The sequence below is a fragment of the Rahnella sp. 2050 genome, assembly GCF_040544515.1.
Taxonomy (GTDB): domain Bacteria; phylum Pseudomonadota; class Gammaproteobacteria; order Enterobacterales; family Enterobacteriaceae; genus Rahnella; species Rahnella aceris.
In genome coordinates this window covers 279,369-298,721 of the sequence record NZ_JBEPKE010000005.1, presented here as the reverse complement: position 1 = coordinate 298,721, position 19,353 = coordinate 279,369, and the positions used below count along the sequence as shown (strand labels likewise).

Genomic DNA, 19,353 nt, shown 5'->3' with positions numbered 1-19,353 from the left:
TATCCGGTAAAAGGGCGATACCCTGAAGTGTAGCCCTTTCACCGGTGTGCTGGCGAGTCCGCGCGGTGTATATTGCCGCGCAATTCACGTCTTACCGTTCGGAAATTTTAAAGACGCTGACCAGTTGTGAGAGATGGCGGCCTTGTTCGCTGAGCGCCGCCGCAGTTTGCTGTGAATTCTCCACCAGCGTGGCGTTCTCCTGCGTCGCTTTACCAATCTGCATAATGGCAATGTTTACCTGTGAAATACCGGACGACTGCTCGTGCGAGGCCAGATCGATATCGCTCATCAGCACTTTGACCTGGCGAATACCCTGCAAAATATCGTTCATGTTTACCTGCGTTTTGGCTGCGCTCTGGTGGCCGTCCTCGACTTTGCTCAGGGAATCCGCGACCAGATTTTCAATCTCCTTCACCGCATTTGAACTGCGCTGTGCCAGCGCCCGGACTTCTGCAGCGACAACCGCGAATCCGCGCCCGTGCTCACCGGCTCTGGCGGCTTCTACGGCGGCGTTAAGGGCCAGAATATTGGTCTGGAAGGCGATGCCCTCGATGACGGTCGTGATATCCGCGATACGCGTTGAGGCGTGCTTAATGGCCTCCATGCTCTCAACCGACTGATTTACTGCATCAGCACCGACAGTGGCCGCTTTGTCGGTCTGTTGCACCAGTTGAGTGGCCTGTGTGGCATTGTCCGCCGTGTTCTGTACGGTAGCGGTGATCTGCTCCATGCTGGCTGAGGTTTCTTCCAGACTGCTGGCTTGCGTGCCGATCTGATGATTAATCTGCTCGCTGTCGTGCGCAAGTCCTTGCGTATTCATCATAATTTCAGAGGAAACCTGCCGGACTTCACCGACAATTTTTTCCAGCCCGTGGCCGATGCCGTCGATCGCATGCATCAGGGCACCAATTTCATCAACACGCTGGGTTTCAGCCCGCGCGCGCAGGTCACCGCTGGCATATTGTTGCGCAATACTCACGACGTCGCTCAGCGGGCGGCTGACCAGCTTGCGCGTCAGCCAGATAAACAGTGCAGCGAAACATGCCAGCGCCAGCAGGCTCACCATCAGGAAGTGATTACGCGTGCTGTTGACCTGTTCCACCAGGCTGTTTTTATCGGTACTGCCGACCACCACCCAATGCCAGGCCGGCACATTCGCATATACCATGAATTGCTGATGCTGGCTGGTTGCGTCAGTGTATTCACGCTGGCCTTTTGGCTGTGACATGACCTGCTGCAGTTCGCCTTCAGGCCACGCTGGCGTTTTTCCTTCATCAGTGAAATGCACCAGATATTTACCGAGATCTTTACCGGGTGCGCTGTTCAGCACAAAGAAATAGCCTTTCTCGCCAATGCGTTTGGACAGGATCTTCTGGCGCATATCAGCATATTCCTGGGTGATATCGACACCCACAAATAAAATCCCAATCACGCTGCCCTGCGTATCGCGCACCGGCTGATATTTGGTGATGTATTTCTTGCCGAACAGTGTCGCCAGCCCGTTGAAGGATTGTCCGGCCATAATCTGTGCGTAAGCCGGGCTGCTACTGTCGAGTAAGGTGCCGATGGCGCGGGTGCCGTCCTGTTTTTTCAGGGACGTGGTTACGCGGATAAAGTCATCGCCGCGGCGTGCAAACACTGTGGAAATTGCGCCGGTGCGCGCCAGAAAATCATCGGGGATTTTGCTATCCAGATTCAGTGGCGTACCGCCTGCTTTTATGACAGGTGCTGACTGATCGCCCACCATCATCGGGCTGGTAGTATCAAGTTCGAAATCCGATGGCAGAAAATGGCTGAACAGACGCGTATAGCTGTCCACTTCCGCATTCAGGCTGGCATTGTACATTTCGATCATGTCTACCACCCCGGTCACCTGCTCGGAAATGGCGTTAACGGCCAGTTCATTGACCTGCTTTCCGGCGGAGTGAGTCAGTGACAAAGTGAAAATAATAAATAAGGAACCGACCAGCAGGGAGGCGATGCTGGCCAGTTTTGCGCCAATGCTCCACCGTCGAAATGAGCGTTTTGATGCCGTTTTCATGGGTTTTTCCCGTTAGCTTCTGATAGCGCACTAACGGCGGAGAACGGGAAAGGATTAACGATCAAATGTAACTATTTATTTCATGTAAAATTGATCTGAATCAATGAAATAAATATAAATGTGTGAATTTGAATTAAGGTCAGCCAACTGAAAAATGCGGATTTTGAATAACGGGTTATAAATCATACGAAAAAGGTTGTGGTCGCCGTTTTGCAGACCCGTAGAATGTCAAAACTCACAGAGGCCGATATTTTTTCTAAATGCACAGGGGAAAGCACGATGGTTGAGATGTACGAAGAAAATATTGAAGGGATCCAGATCATTCATGCCGTGCCAGCCGGACAGTATCAGCAACAACTTCCGACGATTTTTTTCTATCATGGTTTTCTGTCTTCCAAAGAGATTTACTCATATTTCGGCTACACGCTGGCAAAGGCGGGTTTTCGCGTGATATTGCCTGATGCATTAATGCACGGTGCGCGCGCAGAAAACGACGAAGCGCGATGTCTGGCGAATTTCTGGAGCATTTTGCAGAACAACATTGATGAACTGGCGTGTCTGAAAGACGAGTTTGTCGGACGCGGTCTGGCGGATCCGCAGCGTTTAGGCGTCGCTGGGGTTTCGATGGGGGGCATGACCACCATGGCGGCGCTGATCAAATTCCCATGGATTAAAGCGGCGGCTAACCTGATGGGCTCTGGTTATTTCGCGCGTTTATCTCACCACCTTTTTCCAGCTTACAACGCCGGTGGCATTGTGCAGCGTGACGTATTTGAACGCGAAATCGCGCCTTTGCTGAGTCTGGATTTCACCGGGAAAGCGGCGTTAATCGCAGATATTCCGTTGTTTGTCTGGCACGGTGAAGAAGATGATGTGGTGCCTTTTGCTGAAAGCCAGCGCTTGCGGCAGGAACTGGCTGAAAGCGGTGCAGATGATAATCTGACCTTTATTTCTGAAGCTGGCGCGAAGCATAAAGTCTCGGTTCATGCGCTGGCAGAAGTCACGGCATTCTTCGCTGCAAAGCTGTAGAGAAATTAATCTGCCTTTCTCCTTGAGTTTCCCACAGGCTGTACATATAATTGCGCGTCATTTTTTCGACCGCACACAAACACGTTCCTTGCTTCCATGGGCCGCGGTTGACCCTGACAGGAGGCTGAATAATCCGTAAGGAGCAATTCGATGCGTCATTACGAAATCGTTTTTATGGTTCACCCTGACCAAAGCGAACAGGTTCCGGGCATGATCGAGCGTTACAGTGCAGTAATCACTAACGCAGCTGGTCAGATTCACCGTCTGGAAGACTGGGGCCGCCGTCAACTGGCTTACCCGATCAACAAACTGCACAAAGCCCACTACGTTCTGCTGAACGTTGAAGCTCCGCAGGAAGCGATCGATGAGCTGGAAACTAACTTCCGCTTCAACGACGCCGTTATCCGTAGCATGGTTATGCGTACTAAACACGCGGTAACTGAAGCATCTCCAATGGTTAAAGCAAAAGACGAGCGTCGTGATCGCCGCGAAGACTTTGCTGAAGCTAACGATGATGCTGAAGCTGGGGATTCTGAAGAGTAATTGCCGTGACGGCGAATCGTCTGGTGTTGTCGGGCACTGTGTGCAAGACCCCCATTCGTAAAGTCAGTCCTTCGGGCATTCCACACTGCCAGTTTGTGCTAGAGCACAAATCGTCGCAGCAGGAAGCCGGATTTAACCGACAAGCATGGTGCAGAATGCCCGTGGTTGTCAGTGGACAAGCGTCACAAGCATTAACTCACAGTATAACGGTCGGCACGCAACTCACTGTGACCGGATTCATTAGCTGCCATCAAGGGCGCAATGGTCTGAATAAAGTGGTGTTACATGCCGAGCAGATTGATTTGATAGATTCTGGAGACTAGCCTAATGGCACGTTATTTCCGTCGTCGCAAGTTCTGCCGTTTCACCGCGGAAGGCGTTGTAGAGATTGATTACAAAGACATCGCTACACTGAAAAACTACATTACCGAAAGCGGTAAAATTGTCCCGAGCCGTATTACCGGTACTCGTGCAAAATACCAGCGTCAGCTCGCTCGTTGCATCAAGCGCGCTCGCTACCTTTCATTGTTGCCATACACTGATCGTCATCAGTAATCGGCCACTGTCTATTAACGACTTTGAGAGGATAAAGTAATGCAAGTTATTCTGCTTGATAAAGTAGCAAACCTGGGCAGCCTGGGTGATCAAGTTAACGTTAAAGCGGGCTACGCTCGTAACTTCCTGGTACCACAGGGCAAAGCTGTTCCTGCTACCAAGAAAAACGTTGAGTTCTTCGAAGCACGTCGTGCAGAACTGGAAGCCAAACTGGCTGACGTTCTGAACGCTGCTGAAGCTCGCGCAACTAAAATCAACGAACTGGGTTCAGTAACCATCGCGTCTAAATCAGGCGACGAAGGCAAACTGTTCGGCTCTATCGGTACTCGCGATATTGCTGATGCAGTAACTGCTGCTGGCGTTGAAGTTGCTAAAAGCGAAGTTCGTTTGCCGAATGGCGTTCTGCGTACCACTGGTGAACACGAAGTTGAGTTCCAGGTACACAGCGACGTATTCGCTAAACTGAACGTAGTTGTGGTTGCTGAAGCGTAATAGCGCTGAAGTTAACCTGTGAAACGCCGGCCATGTGCCGGCGTTTTGCTTTTCTGCATGATGAACAATGCAAAGATAAGAAGCCGATCAGTTACCGCGCTGGAAACTGCCGTCCGGCTGACGGGTAAACGTCACGGTAACATTTTGATCCGTTGTCACTTGCAGGGCCATGACCATCCCCTGCGCATCACGCTGTATCTTCACTTCCTGCCCGGTTTTCAGGGTACTCAGTGGTTTGTCCGCCCCTTCTACCCGTGCCATCGAAAATACGTCATTTACTGCCATATTATTATCGCGGAACAACTGCGCCAGCGTCTGACCCGACTGCACCTGATAACTGCGCCACGTGCCGCTGTTGTCATTACTCTGCGGCTGAACAGGCTCAGGCTGCGCCATTTGCGTTGTGCGGCCCTGATCGTTACGCAAATCGGCCTGCATCGGGATACTTGCCGGTTGTTGCGGTTGCGACGGCGCATAGGTGTTTTCTGGCGTATAGGGCCACAGTAATGCCAGCAGGATGACCAGCACAGCCAGAATAATGCCGCGGCGGTGCGCATACGGCAGGGGCGACAACCAGTGGAAATCGTCGCTCATGTGCCAGATTTTGCTCAGCAGCGTTTTGCCCCGGGCGGCGGCGGAAGTACCGGTTTCCGTTTCTGCAGAAGTGATTTCACTCTCGCTTTCACTCTGCGGTGCTGTGGTGTCTCGCATCGGCCTTTTCATAATGGCAATCCAGGATCTCAACATGGGTTGATAAATACGGATGGCTTTCCTTCTCCTGGGCGGGATTCTGCCCATGACGACCTCTCTTGTTAACTGTCGTAATGTCGACTGCCTGTTGCTGCCTAGTATAGCCGTTTAACTGCTTGATGCGGAAAGGGACAAAGCACAAATATCACCCGAACGATGTCGTGAATGGCGTCAAATGCGAAAAATTTACCGAAAAGGGAAAGGAACTGCGCCTGCCGTCATGTTGCCTCACAGAGAATTTTACCCAAAAGCCTTGCGCTGCTATGCTGCGCGTTCGACATTTTTAAGAGCTAAGGAAATTTCATGACTACCCCTTCATTTGACAGCGTAGAAGCGCAGGCAAGTTACGGTATCGGCCTGCAGGTCGGTCAACAGTTGCAGGAATCAGGTTTGCAGGGTTTAGAGCCTGACGCACTGCTGGCAGGCTTACGCGACGCGCTGGAAGGGAATACGCCAGCCGTTCCTGTTGATGTGGTTCACCGCGCACTGCGTGAAGTCCACGAACGTGCTGATGCTGTTCGTCGTGAACGCCAGGAAGCTCTGGCTGTTCAGGGTCAGGAATTCCTGGCTGCAAATGCACAGCGCGAAGGCGTGAGCAGCACCGAGTCTGGTCTGCAATTCTCTGTCATCACCCAGGGCGAAGGCACCATTCCGGGCCGTCAGGATCGCGTACGTGTTCATTACACCGGTAAACTGATCGACGGTACCGTGTTTGACAGCTCCGTACAGCGTGGCGAGCCGGCTGAATTCCCGGTCAATGGCGTGATCGCGGGCTGGATCGAAGCACTGACCCTGATGCCTGTCGGTTCTAAGTGGGAGCTGTATATCCCGCATAACCTGGCTTACGGCGAACGTGGCGCGGGGGCTTCCATCCCTCCATACAGCGCGCTGATCTTCGAAGTTGAGCTGTTGGAAATTCTGTAATTCCTTCCGGATAGCAGAAACAAGAAAGGGCGCATATGCGCCCTTTTTTACCTCTGAAACCTGAATTATTCGCCACGCAGCGCGCGCGGGAACAACAGGTTGTTTTCCAGATGGATATGCTCCATCAGGTCGGTGATGAATTCGTTGATCCCGGCGTACAGCGCCCGCCAGGTCACACACGCCCCTTCCGGCGGCGTCACGTTATTGGTCAGACGTTTAATCTCTTCAAGAATCTGTCCCGCATCATCGTGCTCACGTTCCATGACTGAAATCGGACCGGCAGCCTGACGGCCCATTCCGCCGCGGATCATCGGGAACAGGATCTGTTCTTCTTTCATCATGTGGCTGGTCAGTTCTTCCAGAATCAGTTGCAGCTGAACCGCCAGACCATGGGGGCAAGGCAATTTGTCACCGTGTACCCGTTCCACTTTCTCTGCCATCAGAACCAGTTCAGGCAGCTCCTGACGGTGGCGGTCATGGTAGCGAGGAATAATAAAATCGATAATTTGCGCCAGCGGTGCGGTTTTCCAGTCAGTGGAGGTATCCGGCAGCCGGGCAATTTCAGCAATCTGCTGTTCGATGAGATCAATATCCAGCTCTTTTTTGGTGACGGCGCGCAGCAGGGTTTGTTTACCGCCACAGCAGAAATCGAGATCGTACTGACGGAACAGACGGGTAGCGCGCGGAATGGCAACAGCCAGAGCGCCAAGGGGTTGGTCGCGATAGTCCATGATGAAGCCTCGTTAAATGAAAGAATTTATAACATGTATTATAAATGCATGTTTAAGGCGCGGCTATAGCTCAAAGGAAGTACAGAAAGAAAAAACGCCCCGGGCGGGGCGTTTGACAGGGCATTATTTTTGCAAATCGACCTGATAAATCTCAAAACCTATGGCATCGGTGCCTTTGGCCATCATCGGGTATTGCGCGTGAGACTGAATAAAGGCCGCCGCTTTGTCGCCAGGAGACGTTTCGAAACGGATATCCAGCGGTTGCGTTGCTGCAATTTTCGCCAACTTCCAGTTGTTGTCCGCCGTTGGCGTGACCGCGCCTGCTTTTTTGGTTTCGGCACTGATGTACGCCGCAACCACGGAACGGTTTTCATCCGGTGACGCGAAAGCAATGTGTTTATCGCCGGTGCCTGCGAATTTTCCGCCGTAAGCCCGGTAATTATTCGTGGCGACCAGGAAGGTGGCTTTCAGGTCTATCGGCTTACCGTTGTAGGTCAGGTTTTTAATGCGTTCTGCATCTTTATTAATCAGTGCGCATTCACCATCGAATTTTGCCGGCTGGCTGACATCAACTTCATATTTCACGCCGTCGATAACGTCAAAATTATAAGTACGGAAGCCATCCCAGTTGATCAGCGGTTGTGGTTTGGTGCTGTGAATATCGATTTGATTAAACTGTCCGGCAGAACATTCCAGCCAGTCTTTGACTTCCTGTCCGGTGACTTTCATCACCACCAGTGTATTCGGATACAGATACAAATCTGCCGCATTGCGGAAAGTCAGCTCGCCTTTTTCCACTTCCACGAAACTGGCCGGATCGTTTTTACGTCCGCCGACTTTAAAGGGTGCAGCAGCAGAAAGTACCGGCAGATCGGCTAAATCCGGGTCACCCTGAATGAAATGTTCGGTATAGGCTTTCTGCGCATTATTGACGATTTGTACCGTCGGGTCGTCCTGAACCAGTGCCAGATAGCTGTACATGTTGTCGGTGGATTTGCCGATTGGCTTACTGACAAATTTACGTGTTGCGTCATGAGAAGGGGCGAGCACTTTCACCAGACTCTGATCTTCCGCCGCCAGAGATTTCTTCTGCTCTTTATCGTAAATCGGGCGCGCTTCAGCTTTAGCCGTTTCGACTTTCCAGCTGCCACTGTCGTTGTTCAGCACCATATCCACGACACCAAGATGGTCGCCCCACATGCCGGGCATCACGGCAGGAACACCATTCAGCGTGCCTTGTCTGATGTCCGCGCCTTTGATGCTGGCGAATTCCTCACTCGGGAAAACCGCGTGCGCATGGCCGAACATAATGGCGTCGATGCCTTTCACCTGGCTCAGGTAATACACCGAGTTTTCTGCCATGGTTTTGTATGGGTCGCCGGAAAGACCAGAGTGCGGGATGGCGACAATGATGTCGGCACCTTGCTTACGCATTTCGGGGATCCACTTTTTAGCGGTTTCGGTGATATCCGCCACAGTGACTTTGCCTTGCAGATTAGCTTTGTCCCAGACCATGATTTGCGGCGGCACGAAACCGATATAGCCGATGCGGAGATTATGGGTTTTACCTTCCCGGTCTTTTACCGCGTTATCGGTGATCAGGAATGGTGTGAACAGCGGCTTACCGGTTTTATCATCAATGACGTTGGCATTTACGTAAGGAAACTTCGCCCCGGCCAGCGCTTTTTTCAGATAATCCAGACCGTAGTTAAATTCGTGATTACCGAGATTACCGACCGCATAATCGAGTGTATTCATCGCCAGATAAACAGGATGGACGTCGCCCTGTTTCAGGCCTTTCGCCGCCATGTAATCGCCCAGCGGGCTGCCCTGTATGATGTCGCCGTTATCGACTAATACTGAGTTGGTGACTTCGTTCCGTGCCGCATGGATCAGGCTCGCGGTGCGCACCAGTCCAAATTTATCGGTCGGTTTATCTTTGTAGTAATCGAAGTCCATCATGTTGCTGTGCAGGTCCGTGGTTTCCATAATGCGCAGATCCACCTGTGACGCCTGAACGGATGCTGCCGTCAGTACCGCCAGCAGGGATAACGTCAGATGACGTTTATTCATTGCCTTGCCTCCAGAGAAAGGGATGATGCCCGTAAGAGAAAACCGGATATGTATCTCAAAATTTGCTGAGAATGTAATCAGTTGTCATGGATAAATGTGAGATGTAACAGCTTTATGACGTGTTCACATTACGGGATGGCTATTCGCGGCAAAAAAAACTAGGCTTGAGAAATGAGAATCAAAGCACTGAGGTAAACGATGTTAGAGCAAATTTGTCAGTTAGCGCGCGATGCGGGTGACGCGATCATGGCGGTGTATGACGGTGAACAACCGCTTGATGCGCGCCATAAAAAAGACGATTCGCCGGTCACCGCAGCAGATATTGCAGCGCACAACGTGATTAAAGCCGGCCTGCAAACGCTGGATCCGCAAACGCCGATGCTGTCGGAAGAAGACCCGCAAAGCTGGAGCGAGCGTCAGAACTGGACGCGTTACTGGCTGGTTGATCCGCTGGACGGTACCAAAGAATTCCTGAAACGTAACGGTGAATTCACCGTTAATATTGCACTGATCGAAGACGGTATCCCGGTGTTAGGCGTGGTGTACGTGCCGGTGACCAAGGTGATGTACAGCGCCGCAGAAGGCAAAGCCTGGAAAGAAGAGCAGGGCGAACGTCAGCAGATTGCAGTGAAAGAAGCGCATCCGCCGCTGGTGGTCGTCAGTCGTTCACACTTCAGTAATGACCCTGAATTGCAGGATTACCTGGCGCAACTGGGCGAACATCAGACGGTAGCGATCGGCTCGTCGCTGAAATTCTGTCTGGTGGCGGAAGGTGCGGCACAACTTTATCCGCGCTTCGGACCGACTAATATCTGGGATACCGGCGCCGGTCATGCTGTCGCGCTGGCTGCCGGTGCGCAGGTACATGACTGGAAAGGGCAGACGCTGAACTACGTGCCACGCGAATCGTTCCTGAATCCGGGCTTCAGAGTGTCTTTATTCTGATATGACACCCCGGTTTACGCCGGGGTTTTTACGTTTTATTCTTTTACCAGCTGATCCACCAGCGTAATCACCTGCTGGACTTCCTGCGGTGACAACTGCCCGTCTTTGGCGAATTTAATTACCCCGTGTTTATCCAGAACCACCACCGCTGAACTTTCCGGTTGCAGGTCCCATGCCTTTTTCACCGCACCGTTGCTGTCGACAATTACCTGCGACCACGGGAATTCACGTTTGCCGCTTTCTATGCTTTTACGGACGAACATGCCGGTACCGATAATAGCGTCGTCGGTATTGACGATAGTCGTGGTCTGATAACGGTCATGGGGCAAATTCGCGGCTCTGATCGCCGTAATTAGCGGTTCGTTCAGGGCCTTGGCGCTGCTTCTTCCCGCCATGTGCTGCACAATACGCACTTTTCCAGGAAGTTTTGCGCTGTTCCATTTGCTGTAACTGAATGCATCCTTAACGTCATTCAGTTCGCCTTTATCATCCACCCCAACCGGTGCCAGACGCTGGCCGACGGTAAAGTTGTGGGCAGATGCAAAAAGCGAAAATGTCATAAAAGTGATCACAAAAAGACTTCTTAAAAGCATAGATTCTCCGGGGCGCAAAAGAACAGTCACGCCAATCATAGGACGCCCTAAGTGGTCTGTCCTGTTGGTATGTTAAATTTGTGTTGCTGATTACAAAATTGCCACATAAAGCAGGGTTATACTGTGTTTGAATGTCAGGGTTTAAGACAATACTGAAAATCAATGTAAAAGCAGTTAAATCCACTGGCAATACCTGAGTGCCCTGCTATGTTATAGGTCTCTTCACTGCAAAACACTTTTCTGTCCCGGTATCTGTCGCCTTGCGACGTGGCCGGTACCTGCAGTGATTTAACGGAGAACAATAGAAAAATGAGAATATTCCAGCGTTACAATCCGATGAAAGTCGCAAAGTACGTTAAGACACTGTTTCGTGGACGTTTGTATATCAAGGACGTCGGCGCTTTTGAATTCGACCAAGGCAAGATCCTGTTGCCAAAGGTACGCGATAAGCGCCACTTTAGCGTGATGTCTGAAGTTAACCGTCAGGTTACGCATTTGCAGGCAGAAATGGGCTAAGTGTGCCCTGCGTGTTGTCACTGCTTTATAGCAGCGTGCGCAAAAAGAAACGGCTCCCTGAAGGAGCCGTTAGTGTTTCTGGCGTTTGAATTTTCCACGCTTGAAAAAGCGCCTTACCCCTGCGCTTTCTTGTCGTCTTTAATTTCCTGCGGCGTTTTTGGCAGCAGCGGTGCAGCAGGCTGGTCGACAATACGCGTCACCAGCAACTGATCAATCTTATAGCTGTCGATATCGACCACTTCAAATTTGAAGCCGGAGAATTTCACAAAATCCGTACGCTTAGGGATCTTGCGCAGCATGAACATCATGAAGCCGCCGATGGTTTCATAGTTACCGGATTGCGGGAATTCTTCGATATGCAGCACGCGCATCACGTCTTCGATTGGCGTACCGCCTTCAACCAGCCATGAATGCTCATCACGGGCCACAATCTGTTCTTCCATACCCTGACCCACCAGATCCCCCATCAGCGTGGTCATCACGTCGTTAAGCGTGATAATACCCACCACCAGCGCATATTCGTTGAGGATCACGGCAAAGTCTTCGCCTGCCGCTTTGAAGCTTTCCAGTGCTTCGGAAAGCGTCAGCGTATCCGGCACAATCAGCGCATTGCGGATTTGCACACCGCTGCTCAACATTAAGCTCTGATTACCCAGCACACGGTTCAGTAAATCTTTCGAATCAACATAACCGACGACCTGATCAATATGACCGTCACACACCAGGAATTTGGAATGCGGGTGTGTGGCGATTTTCTCTTTAATACTTTCTTCGCTTTCACGCAGGTCAAAATAAATCACGCTTTCACGCGAGGTCATTGACGACGGAACGGTACGGGATTCCAGCTCGAACACATTTTCAATCAGTTCATGTTCCTGCTTACGCAGTACGCCCGCCAGCGCACCGGCTTCAAAGACGGCATAAATATCGTCGGAAGTGATGTCGTCGTTACGCACCATGGGCAGCTTGAACAGACGGAAAATCATGTTCGCCATACCGTTGAAGAACCACACCATCGGGCGGCAAATCATCAGACAGAAACGCATCGGGTTGACTATACGGACGGCAACCGACTCAGGTGAAATCATACCGATGCGCTTCGGTGTCAGGTCAGCAAACAGAATGAACAGGCTGGTGACCAGCACGAACGAAAAGATAAAGCTGATTTGATCCGCCATTTCAGGCGACATAAAGCGGATAAAAAAGGTCCGGAAAGCCGGGGAAAATGCGGCATCACCCACGATACCACCGAGGATGGCGACGGCATTGAGGCCAATCTGCACCACGGTAAAGAACAGGCCAGGGGTTTCCTGTAACTTCATGACACGGGAGGCATTGACGTTTCCTTCGTCTGCCAACTGTTTGAGTTTTATTTTGCGGGAAGCGGCCAGCGATATCTCTGACAGCGAGAAAAAGGCACTGATCGCGATTAATAAGAGAATCAGTAAAATACTGTTTAACATAATCTATCCGTTTAACACCGGAATTAACCGGCAGAGAAAGGCACTCATTATTTTTGTTGCTTAAAGAACACCCTTTTTAAAAAAACATTAAAAAGCTGTTCAGAAGAAAAAAGCGTTAAGGATGAAAAACAAAGATAATTGCCAGAAATAGTTTTCAAGGGCCACTTTTGTGACCCGCATAGTATAGCAGCAGCACTGAGACTGCCGCCAGCGCTTAAAAATCCCGCATTATTGCGGCGGCAGACAGACGCCTATGCCGCCTAATCCGCAGTAACCTTCCGGGTTTTTGAACAGATATTGCTGATGTTCATCTTCCGCATAATAGAACGGCAGGGCTTCGGTGATTTCCGTGGTAATAGTGCGCTTATCGTTCGCTTCGTCCATCGCCTGCTGGAAACTCGCCAGACTTGCCAGCGCCTGATCCTGTTGTTCTGCGCTCAGCACATACAGCGCGGAGCGATATTGCGTGCCAATATCGCCGCCCTGACGCATACCCTGCGCCGGGTCGTGATTTTCCCAGAAAATCTGCAACAGTTTTGTGTAGCTGATAATCGCCGGGTCAAAGACTACGCGCACGACTTCCGCATGACCGGTCTGGCCGGTACACACTTCTCGGTAGGTCGGGTTGGGAGTGAAACCGCCGCTATAACCGGCTGCCGTACTGTAAACCCCTTCCTGTTGCCAGAACAAACGCTCTACGCCCCAGAAGCAGCCCATCGCAAAAATCGCGACTTCCATGTTGTCAGGAACATGCGTCATTGAGTGGCCACTTACTGCATGAAGGGTTGCCACCGGCATCGGGGTTGTACGGCCAGGTAACGCTTCTGCCTGCGTGACAGACTGCGTTTTATCGGAAAGTTGCACCACAGAAAACTCCAGTTGTTGCTTTAGTGAACGAGGTTTGTCACAAAAGGTTTGTACGAATAACAACGACCAACAGGTCAGTGTTAGTTGTATCTGATTGCGTCTTTGCACACAATACGAAGGACGTTGCTTCGTCGTTGAACATTTTCAGGGGATTAGCACTAAAATGCTTTCATCAGACTTTAAAAAGATGAATCTGCCAAAGATGGGCAGATAATCTCCGGCGGGCATCTGATATTTTAACAGGACAGTAAAATTTAGCAGGAGTGCGTGTGCCACGATATCGTGAACTGGGTTTGTTATTTGTACTGCTGGCCCCCTCACTTTCCATGGCAGCGAAGGTGCGTTTGCAACTGGAAGGCCTGGATGGCGATTTAGAAAGGAACGTCCGCGTCCGTTTATCAGCCATTCAAAGCGATGAAGTCGGGGCTAACGGACGGTTCCGTGCCCGCGTCAGTGCCGCTATTGAACAGGGTTTAAGGCCGCTGGGGTATTATTCGCCGACCATCGATTTTGATTACCGCGAAACACCGCCGCCCGGGCGTCCGGTGTTGATTGCCAAAGTGACACCAGGGATACCGGTGAAAATCGCTGGCACGAGTGTCGTGATTGAAGGGCAGGCAGACAAAGATAATGAATTCGAACAGCTCAAACAGCGTGATGTGCCTGCGGTAGGGACGATTTTAAACCACGGGACGTACGATAATTTCAAAAGCTCACTGACCGGCATTGCCCTGCGCAAAGGTTATTTTGACGCCACGATGCGTAAAAGCCAACTGGGCGTCATCGAAGACGAGCACAAAGCGTTCTGGGACATTCAGTTTGACAGCGGCGAGCGTTACCGCTTCGGTGATGTGCATTATCAGGGATCGCAGATCCGTGATGAATATCTGCAAAATCTGGTGCCATTTCATCAGGGTGATTACTACACCACGGCGCAACTGGCTGAGCTTAACCGCCGCCTGTCTGCTACCGGCTGGTTTAACTCTGTTGTCGTGTCACCGGATTTCACGGATGCCAAAGCCACGAAAACCCTGCCGCTGAATGCCGTGGTGTCGCCGCGCACCGAGAATACCATCGAAACCGGTATCGGTTATTCCACGGACATTGGCCCGCGGGTGACAGCCAACTGGAAGAAACCATGGGTTAACGATCGTGGCCAGAGTTTTGAAACCTCAACCACGCTCTCCGGCCCGGAGCAGTCTTTAGATCTCAGTTATAAAATTCCGCTGCTGAAATCCCCGCTGGAGCAATATTACCTGGTGCAGGGCGGTTTCAAACGTGAAGACCTGAACGATACCAATTCAGATTCCACGACAGTGAACCTGGCACGGTATTGGGATCTCTCCAGCGGCTGGCAACATGCGGTCAATCTGCGCTGGAGCCTTGATCACTTTACACAGGGCAGTGTGACCAACACCACCATGCTGATTTATCCGGGTGTGAGTCTCAACCGTACGCGTCAGCGCGGCGGTCTGATGCCAACCTGGGGCGATTCTCAGCGCTACTCCCTTGATGTGTCCGATACTAGCTGGGGTTCTGACGTCGATTTCGCTGTGATTCAGGCGCAAAACGTCTGGATCCGCACCCTGGCTGACAAGCACCGTTTTGTATTCCGCGGCAATCTGGGGTGGATTGAAACCAATGACTTCGAACGTGTGCCGCCATCCTTGCGCTTCTTCGCCGGTGGTGACCGCAGTATCCGTGGTTACAAATACAAATCCATTTCTCCACGTGATGACGAAGGCAAGCTGACTGGTGCGTCCTATCTGGGCACCGGTTCGGTGGAATACCAGTACAACGTGACCGGAAAATGGTGGGGCGCCGTGTTTGTCGATTCCGGTGAAGCGGTTAATGACATTACACAAAACGATTTTAAAACCGGCGCGGGTGTGGGTGTGCGCTGGGCTTCACCGATCGGCCCGGTGAAATTAGATGTTGCCGCTCCGGTTGGCGACAAAGATGAGCATGGATTGCAGTTTTACATCGGTTTGGGTCCGGAATTATGAGTTTATTTAAAAAAATCTGCCTGGGATTCCTGATTTTCCTGGTGCTGTTAATCAGCCTGGTGGCCTTTCTGGTCGGCACACAAACCGGTTTGCACCTGATGATCAACGGTGCCAACCGGTTCGTACCGGGCCTGAACATAGCCAGTACCGAAGGTGGATGGCGCGACCTGACACTGAAAGGCGTGCATTACGAAATGCCGGGTGTGGACGTTAAAGCCGGGGAGTTTCACCTTTCCCTCGATTTCTCCTGCCTGAAAAACAGCGCGCTTTGCGTCAATGCGTTGCGGGTGAAAGACGTGAATGTGGTGGTCAATACCAAAGAAATGACGCCAGCCGCCGCGCAACCTGAGCCGGAAAACAGCGAGCCGCTAACCAATCTCAGCACGCCGTATCCGATCACGCTGCGTTTGCTGACGCTGGATAACATCAATATTACGCTGGATGACCGGGCTATTTCGCTGGCGTCATTCCGCACAGGGGCGCACTGGGAAGGCCGCGCAATTCAGCTGATGCCAACGCGTATCGGCGGATTACTGATTGCGCTGCCGAAAACCCCGGTCAGCCCGTTACCGGACGTGGTGCAGGCCGCGCAGGACAAAGCCGTCGAAAAAGCGACGGGCAAACCGGCACAACCGCCCGTGGTCGTGCCGGAGAAACCGCTGGGTGAAACATTGCAGGAGTTGTTTGCTAAACCGCTGCTGCCTGAGTTACCGGATTTCCGTCTGCCGGTTGATCTGGATATTCAGCAAATTCTCGCCGAAAACCTGCGTCTCACCAGCGATACCGATGTGCTGATCACCCGTTTCGAGCTGAAAGCCAGTACGCAAAATCAGATTGTAAAACTGGATAAACTGATGGTGCGCTCGCCACAGGGTTCCGTGGATGGTATGGGGCAGGCGACGCTCAACCAGAACTGGCCGGTCGATATGACCCTCAATACCGCCGTGAATATCGATCCGCTGAAAGGGGAGAAGATCAAACTGAAAGTCGCGGGTGGGCTGCGCGATAAGCTGGATGTTGGCCTCAATCTTTCCGGCCCGGTGCGTGCTCAGCTGGCCTTGCAAACTCAGCTGGCGGAAGCCGGTTTGCCGTTGGATCTGCAACTTACCAGCGATGCGCTTCAATGGCCGCTGACCGGCACGCCGCAGTATCAGGTGAAAGGCTTCAAATTTAACGTGAGTGGTAAAGCGACCGATTACGCGCTGTCACTGCGTTCAGATTTCAAAGGCGAGCAGATACCGCCTGCGACGCTGACCCTCGACGGTAAAGGCAACGTGGAGCAGTTCAAACTGAGCCTGCTGCGCCTTGCCGCGCTGGAAGGCAATACCGACCTGACCGGCGTGGTGGACTGGAGTAAAGCCATCAGCTGGAACAGTGAACTGAAGCTGACCGGCATTAATACCGCTAAACAGTATCCTGACTGGCCGGCGAAATTGCAGGGCAAGATCACCACGCGCGGCAGCCTGTATGGCGGTACATGGCAGATCCAGGTGCCGGTGCTGGATCTGACCGGTAACGTGAAGCAAAACGCGGTCAAAGCGCAGGGTAATGTGCGCGGCAACAGTTATGGCCAGTGGGATATCCCGCAACTGCATCTTGAACTGGGGCGCAATAATCTGGATGTGAAGGGGACGCTCGCTGATACCTGGAATCTCGACGCTAAAGTCGATGCCCCACATCTTGACGGTGCATTGCCGGGGCTGGGCGGCGTAGTGAAAGGAATGCTGCAACTGCGCGGTGATCTCAAGGCACCGAAGCTGCTGGCGGATATAACAGCGACGGGCCTTAAATGGCAGGCGCTGACGGTGCGGCGCGTGGATATTAAAGGCGACGTCAGCTCTACCGATCAGATCCAGGGGAATTTTAGTGTACGCGTTCAGCAGCTTAAACAGGATGCGCTGGATATCACTGACATTAATCTCGAGGCCAAAGGTAACGAGAAAAAGCATGAACTGACGTTGAAAGTCGATGGCAAACCGGTTTCCGGCCGTCTGGCGCTGAGCGGCAGTTTTGACCGTGCAACCGAGGAATGGAAAGGCGACATCACCAATACCTTGTTTGATACGCCAGTCGGGCAATGGCGACTGAACCGTTCGATTGCACTGGATTACTTTAATAAAGAGCAACGGATCACCGTTGGCCCGCATTGCTGGCAAAATCCGAATGCTGATTTGTGTGTACCGAAAACGATTGATGCCGGTGCCAGCGGGCAGGCGAGCGTGGTGCTCAACCGCTTTGACCTGGCGATGATCAAACCTTTCCTGACCGATGACACACAGCTGAGCGGCGTGTTCAGTGGGAAAGCCGATGTGAGCTGGAAAGCGGAAGGCGGACTGCCGCAGGCCAGTGTTTCACTGGTGGGTAAAGGCGTGAAAGTTCAGCAACTGGTGCAGGGCAGCCCGCTGCCGGTGGCGTTTGATACGCTGAATCTGAACGCCGGGCTGAACAACGGTCGTGCCAGTCTCGACTGGCTGATTAAAATCACCCACAACGGTCAGCTTGACGGCAGCATCCAGATTGCCGATCCGCAGGGAAAACGTAACCTCAGCGGTAATGTGAATATTGCCCGTATCTCGATGGCCTTGCTGCAACCCGCGCTGATGGACGGCGAAAAAGCCTCGGGTATTTTGAATGCCAATCTGCGCCTCGGCGGTAACGCACAGAAACCGCTGGTGTTTGGCAGGCTTGCGCTGACCGGTGTTGATTTCGACGCGCAATTTATGCCGTTTGATATCACCGATGCCAATATCGGCATTAATTTCAACGGTATGTCATCCATCATGGAAGGGGTGATCAAAACCGCGCAGGGTCAGCTTGAGCTGAACGGTAACGCCGACTGGAGTGAAATTAATGCCTGGCGCGCCCGCATCGCGGCGAGAGGCAACAAAGTGCGGGTTTCCGTGCCACCGATGGTACGTCTGGACGTTTCACCGGATTTAGTGTTTGATGCCACGCCGCAGTTGTTCTCGCTTAACGGAACCGTTGATATTCCGTGGGCGCGCATTACGGTGCAGGAATTGCCGGAAAGTGCAGTGGGCGTGTCGTCGGATGAAGTAATGCTCAACGACCAGCGTCAGCCTATCGCACCGGCTTCTGCTTCTATTCCGATCAACAGCAATCTGATGGTGAACATTGGTAAAGATGTTCGTCTCGATGCCTTCGGTCTGAAAGCCCGGCTGGAAGGTGCGCTGAAAGTGGCACAGGACAGCCGCGGCCTGGGGCTGAACGGGCAAATTAATATTCCGTCCGGGCGCTTCCATGCCTACGGGCAGGATCTGATTGTACGTAAAGGCCAGTTGCTGTTCTCCGGCCCGGCGGACCAGCCGCTACTGAATCTGGAAGCGATCCGTAACCCGGACGCGACAGAAAACGATGTGGTTGCTGGTTTGAGAGTTACCGGTGAGGCCGATGCGCCTAAACTTGAAATATTCTCAGATCCGGCGATGTCACAGCAGGAAGCCTTGTCCTACCTGCTTCGCGGGCAAGGATTAGACAACTCCGGCGGTGACAGTGGCGCAATGACTTCCGCTCTTATCGGGTTAGGGGTTGCACAAAGTGGTAAACTTGTGGGTAAAATCGGCGAGGCATTCGGTGTCAGCAATCTGGCGCTGGATACTCAGGGCGTGGGAGACAGCTCCCAGGTCGTGGTCAGTGGTTATGTTTTACCGGGTTTACAGGTGAAATATGGCGTCGGGATATTCGACTCGCTGGCAACGCTCACTCTGCGCTACCGGTTGATGCCCAAGCTTTACCTGCAGGCTGTATCGGGCATCGATCAGGCATTGGATTTGCTCTATCAGTTTGAGTTTTAATTCATGTGACTTT

General features: G+C 52.2%; 17 protein-coding genes. 10 read left to right on the top strand and 7 right to left on the bottom strand.

The features are described from left to right. Window positions 1-91: 91 nt before the first annotated feature. Window positions 92-2,041 carry a methyl-accepting chemotaxis protein gene (locus tag ABIC79_RS19445; RefSeq protein WP_119261160.1) on the bottom strand — a complete coding sequence of 650 codons (1,950 nt, stop codon included), beginning with the start codon at window positions 2,039-2,041 and terminating at the stop codon, window positions 92-94. 279 nt (window positions 2,042-2,320) lie between these two features. On the opposite strand from ABIC79_RS19445, the gene yjfP reads away from it, so the two are divergent. From yjfP to rplI, 5 genes are all read left to right on the top strand, one after another. Then, window positions 2,321-3,070 (top strand): esterase, encoded by a 750-nt coding sequence (gene yjfP / locus ABIC79_RS19440; RefSeq protein ID WP_013573775.1) that lies wholly within the window; start codon window positions 2,321-2,323, stop codon window positions 3,068-3,070. A gap of 150 nt (window positions 3,071-3,220) precedes the next feature. Further along, window positions 3,221-3,613: a 30S ribosomal protein S6 gene (rpsF, locus tag ABIC79_RS19435; RefSeq protein ID WP_013573776.1), complete on the top strand. Its 393-nt coding sequence runs from the start codon at window positions 3,221-3,223 to the stop codon at window positions 3,611-3,613. A gap of 5 nt (window positions 3,614-3,618) precedes the next feature. Next, complete coding sequence (priB, locus tag ABIC79_RS19430) at window positions 3,619-3,936, top strand: primosomal replication protein N (RefSeq protein ID WP_013573777.1); 318 nt, start codon at window positions 3,619-3,621, stop codon at window positions 3,934-3,936. Between the two features lie 4 nt (window positions 3,937-3,940). Next, complete coding sequence (rpsR, locus tag ABIC79_RS19425) at window positions 3,941-4,168, top strand: 30S ribosomal protein S18 (protein ID WP_002210155.1); 228 nt, start codon at window positions 3,941-3,943, stop codon at window positions 4,166-4,168. 39 nt (window positions 4,169-4,207) lie between these two features. Continuing rightward, window positions 4,208-4,660 (top strand): 50S ribosomal protein L9, encoded by a 453-nt coding sequence (gene rplI, locus ABIC79_RS19420; RefSeq protein WP_013573778.1) that lies wholly within the window; start codon window positions 4,208-4,210, stop codon window positions 4,658-4,660. 87 nt (window positions 4,661-4,747) lie between these two features. On the opposite strand, the gene ABIC79_RS19415 is transcribed toward rplI, so the two are convergent. After that, the gene (locus tag ABIC79_RS19415; protein ID WP_013573779.1) at window positions 4,748-5,458 is read right to left on the bottom strand and encodes a LysM-like peptidoglycan-binding domain-containing protein; all 711 of its coding nucleotides are present in this window, start codon (window positions 5,456-5,458) and stop codon (window positions 4,748-4,750) included. A 255-nt stretch (window positions 5,459-5,713) separates the two neighbouring features. On the opposite strand from ABIC79_RS19415, the gene bamJ reads away from it, so the two are divergent. Next, complete coding sequence (bamJ, locus tag ABIC79_RS19410) at window positions 5,714-6,334, top strand: BamJ family beta-barrel-assembly machinery protein (RefSeq protein WP_037034256.1); 621 nt, start codon at window positions 5,714-5,716, stop codon at window positions 6,332-6,334. Window positions 6,335-6,399: 65 nt separating this feature from the next. Here the strand turns inward: bamJ and ytfE are convergent, their stop codons facing one another. Together ytfE and ABIC79_RS19400 are read right to left on the bottom strand one after the other, a co-directional pair. Further along, window positions 6,400-7,065 carry an iron-sulfur cluster repair protein YtfE gene (ytfE, locus tag ABIC79_RS19405; RefSeq protein ID WP_013573781.1) on the bottom strand — a complete coding sequence of 222 codons (666 nt, stop codon included), beginning with the start codon at window positions 7,063-7,065 and terminating at the stop codon, window positions 6,400-6,402. A 123-nt stretch (window positions 7,066-7,188) separates the two neighbouring features. After that, window positions 7,189-9,138 (bottom strand): bifunctional 2',3'-cyclic-nucleotide 2'-phosphodiesterase/3'-nucleotidase, encoded by a 1,950-nt coding sequence (locus tag ABIC79_RS19400; RefSeq protein WP_112152038.1) that lies wholly within the window; start codon window positions 9,136-9,138, stop codon window positions 7,189-7,191. A 198-nt stretch (window positions 9,139-9,336) separates the two neighbouring features. Here ABIC79_RS19400 and cysQ point away from each other — a divergent pair, with 198 nt between their 5' ends. Then, a complete protein-coding gene (gene cysQ, locus ABIC79_RS19395) occupies window positions 9,337-10,083 on the top strand; it encodes a 3'(2'),5'-bisphosphate nucleotidase CysQ (RefSeq protein ID WP_013573783.1) in 747 nt (248 codons plus the stop codon). A 35-nt stretch (window positions 10,084-10,118) separates the two neighbouring features. Here cysQ and ABIC79_RS19390 read toward each other — a convergent pair whose 3' ends face one another. Beyond that, complete coding sequence (locus ABIC79_RS19390; RefSeq protein WP_121020152.1) at window positions 10,119-10,676, bottom strand: YtfJ family protein; 558 nt, start codon at window positions 10,674-10,676, stop codon at window positions 10,119-10,121. Between the two features lie 309 nt (window positions 10,677-10,985). Between ABIC79_RS19390 and ABIC79_RS19385 the strand changes: the two genes are divergently transcribed. Further along, window positions 10,986-11,192 (top strand): DUF1107 domain-containing protein, encoded by a 207-nt coding sequence (locus ABIC79_RS19385; RefSeq protein ID WP_013573785.1) that lies wholly within the window; start codon window positions 10,986-10,988, stop codon window positions 11,190-11,192. A 113-nt stretch (window positions 11,193-11,305) separates the two neighbouring features. Here the strand turns inward: ABIC79_RS19385 and paeA are convergent, their stop codons facing one another. Further along, a complete protein-coding gene (gene paeA, locus ABIC79_RS19380) occupies window positions 11,306-12,655 on the bottom strand; it encodes a polyamine export protein PaeA (RefSeq protein ID WP_013573786.1) in 1,350 nt (449 codons plus the stop codon). Window positions 12,656-12,883: 228 nt separating this feature from the next. After that, window positions 12,884-13,519, bottom strand: a complete 636-nt coding sequence (msrA, locus tag ABIC79_RS19375) for a peptide-methionine (S)-S-oxide reductase MsrA (protein ID WP_014411565.1) — start codon at window positions 13,517-13,519, stop codon at window positions 12,884-12,886. Window positions 13,520-13,848: 329 nt separating this feature from the next. Here msrA and tamA point away from each other — a divergent pair, with 329 nt between their 5' ends. Together tamA and tamB are read left to right on the top strand one after the other, a co-directional pair. Continuing rightward, window positions 13,849-15,528 (top strand): autotransporter assembly complex protein TamA, encoded by a 1,680-nt coding sequence (tamA, locus tag ABIC79_RS19370; protein ID WP_222940672.1) that lies wholly within the window; start codon window positions 13,849-13,851, stop codon window positions 15,526-15,528. Further along, window positions 15,525-19,340, top strand: a complete 3,816-nt coding sequence (gene tamB / locus ABIC79_RS19365) for an autotransporter assembly complex protein TamB (RefSeq protein WP_314523215.1) — start codon at window positions 15,525-15,527, stop codon at window positions 19,338-19,340. Before tamA ends, tamB begins: the two co-directional genes overlap by 4 nt. Window positions 19,341-19,353 lie beyond the last annotated feature (13 nt).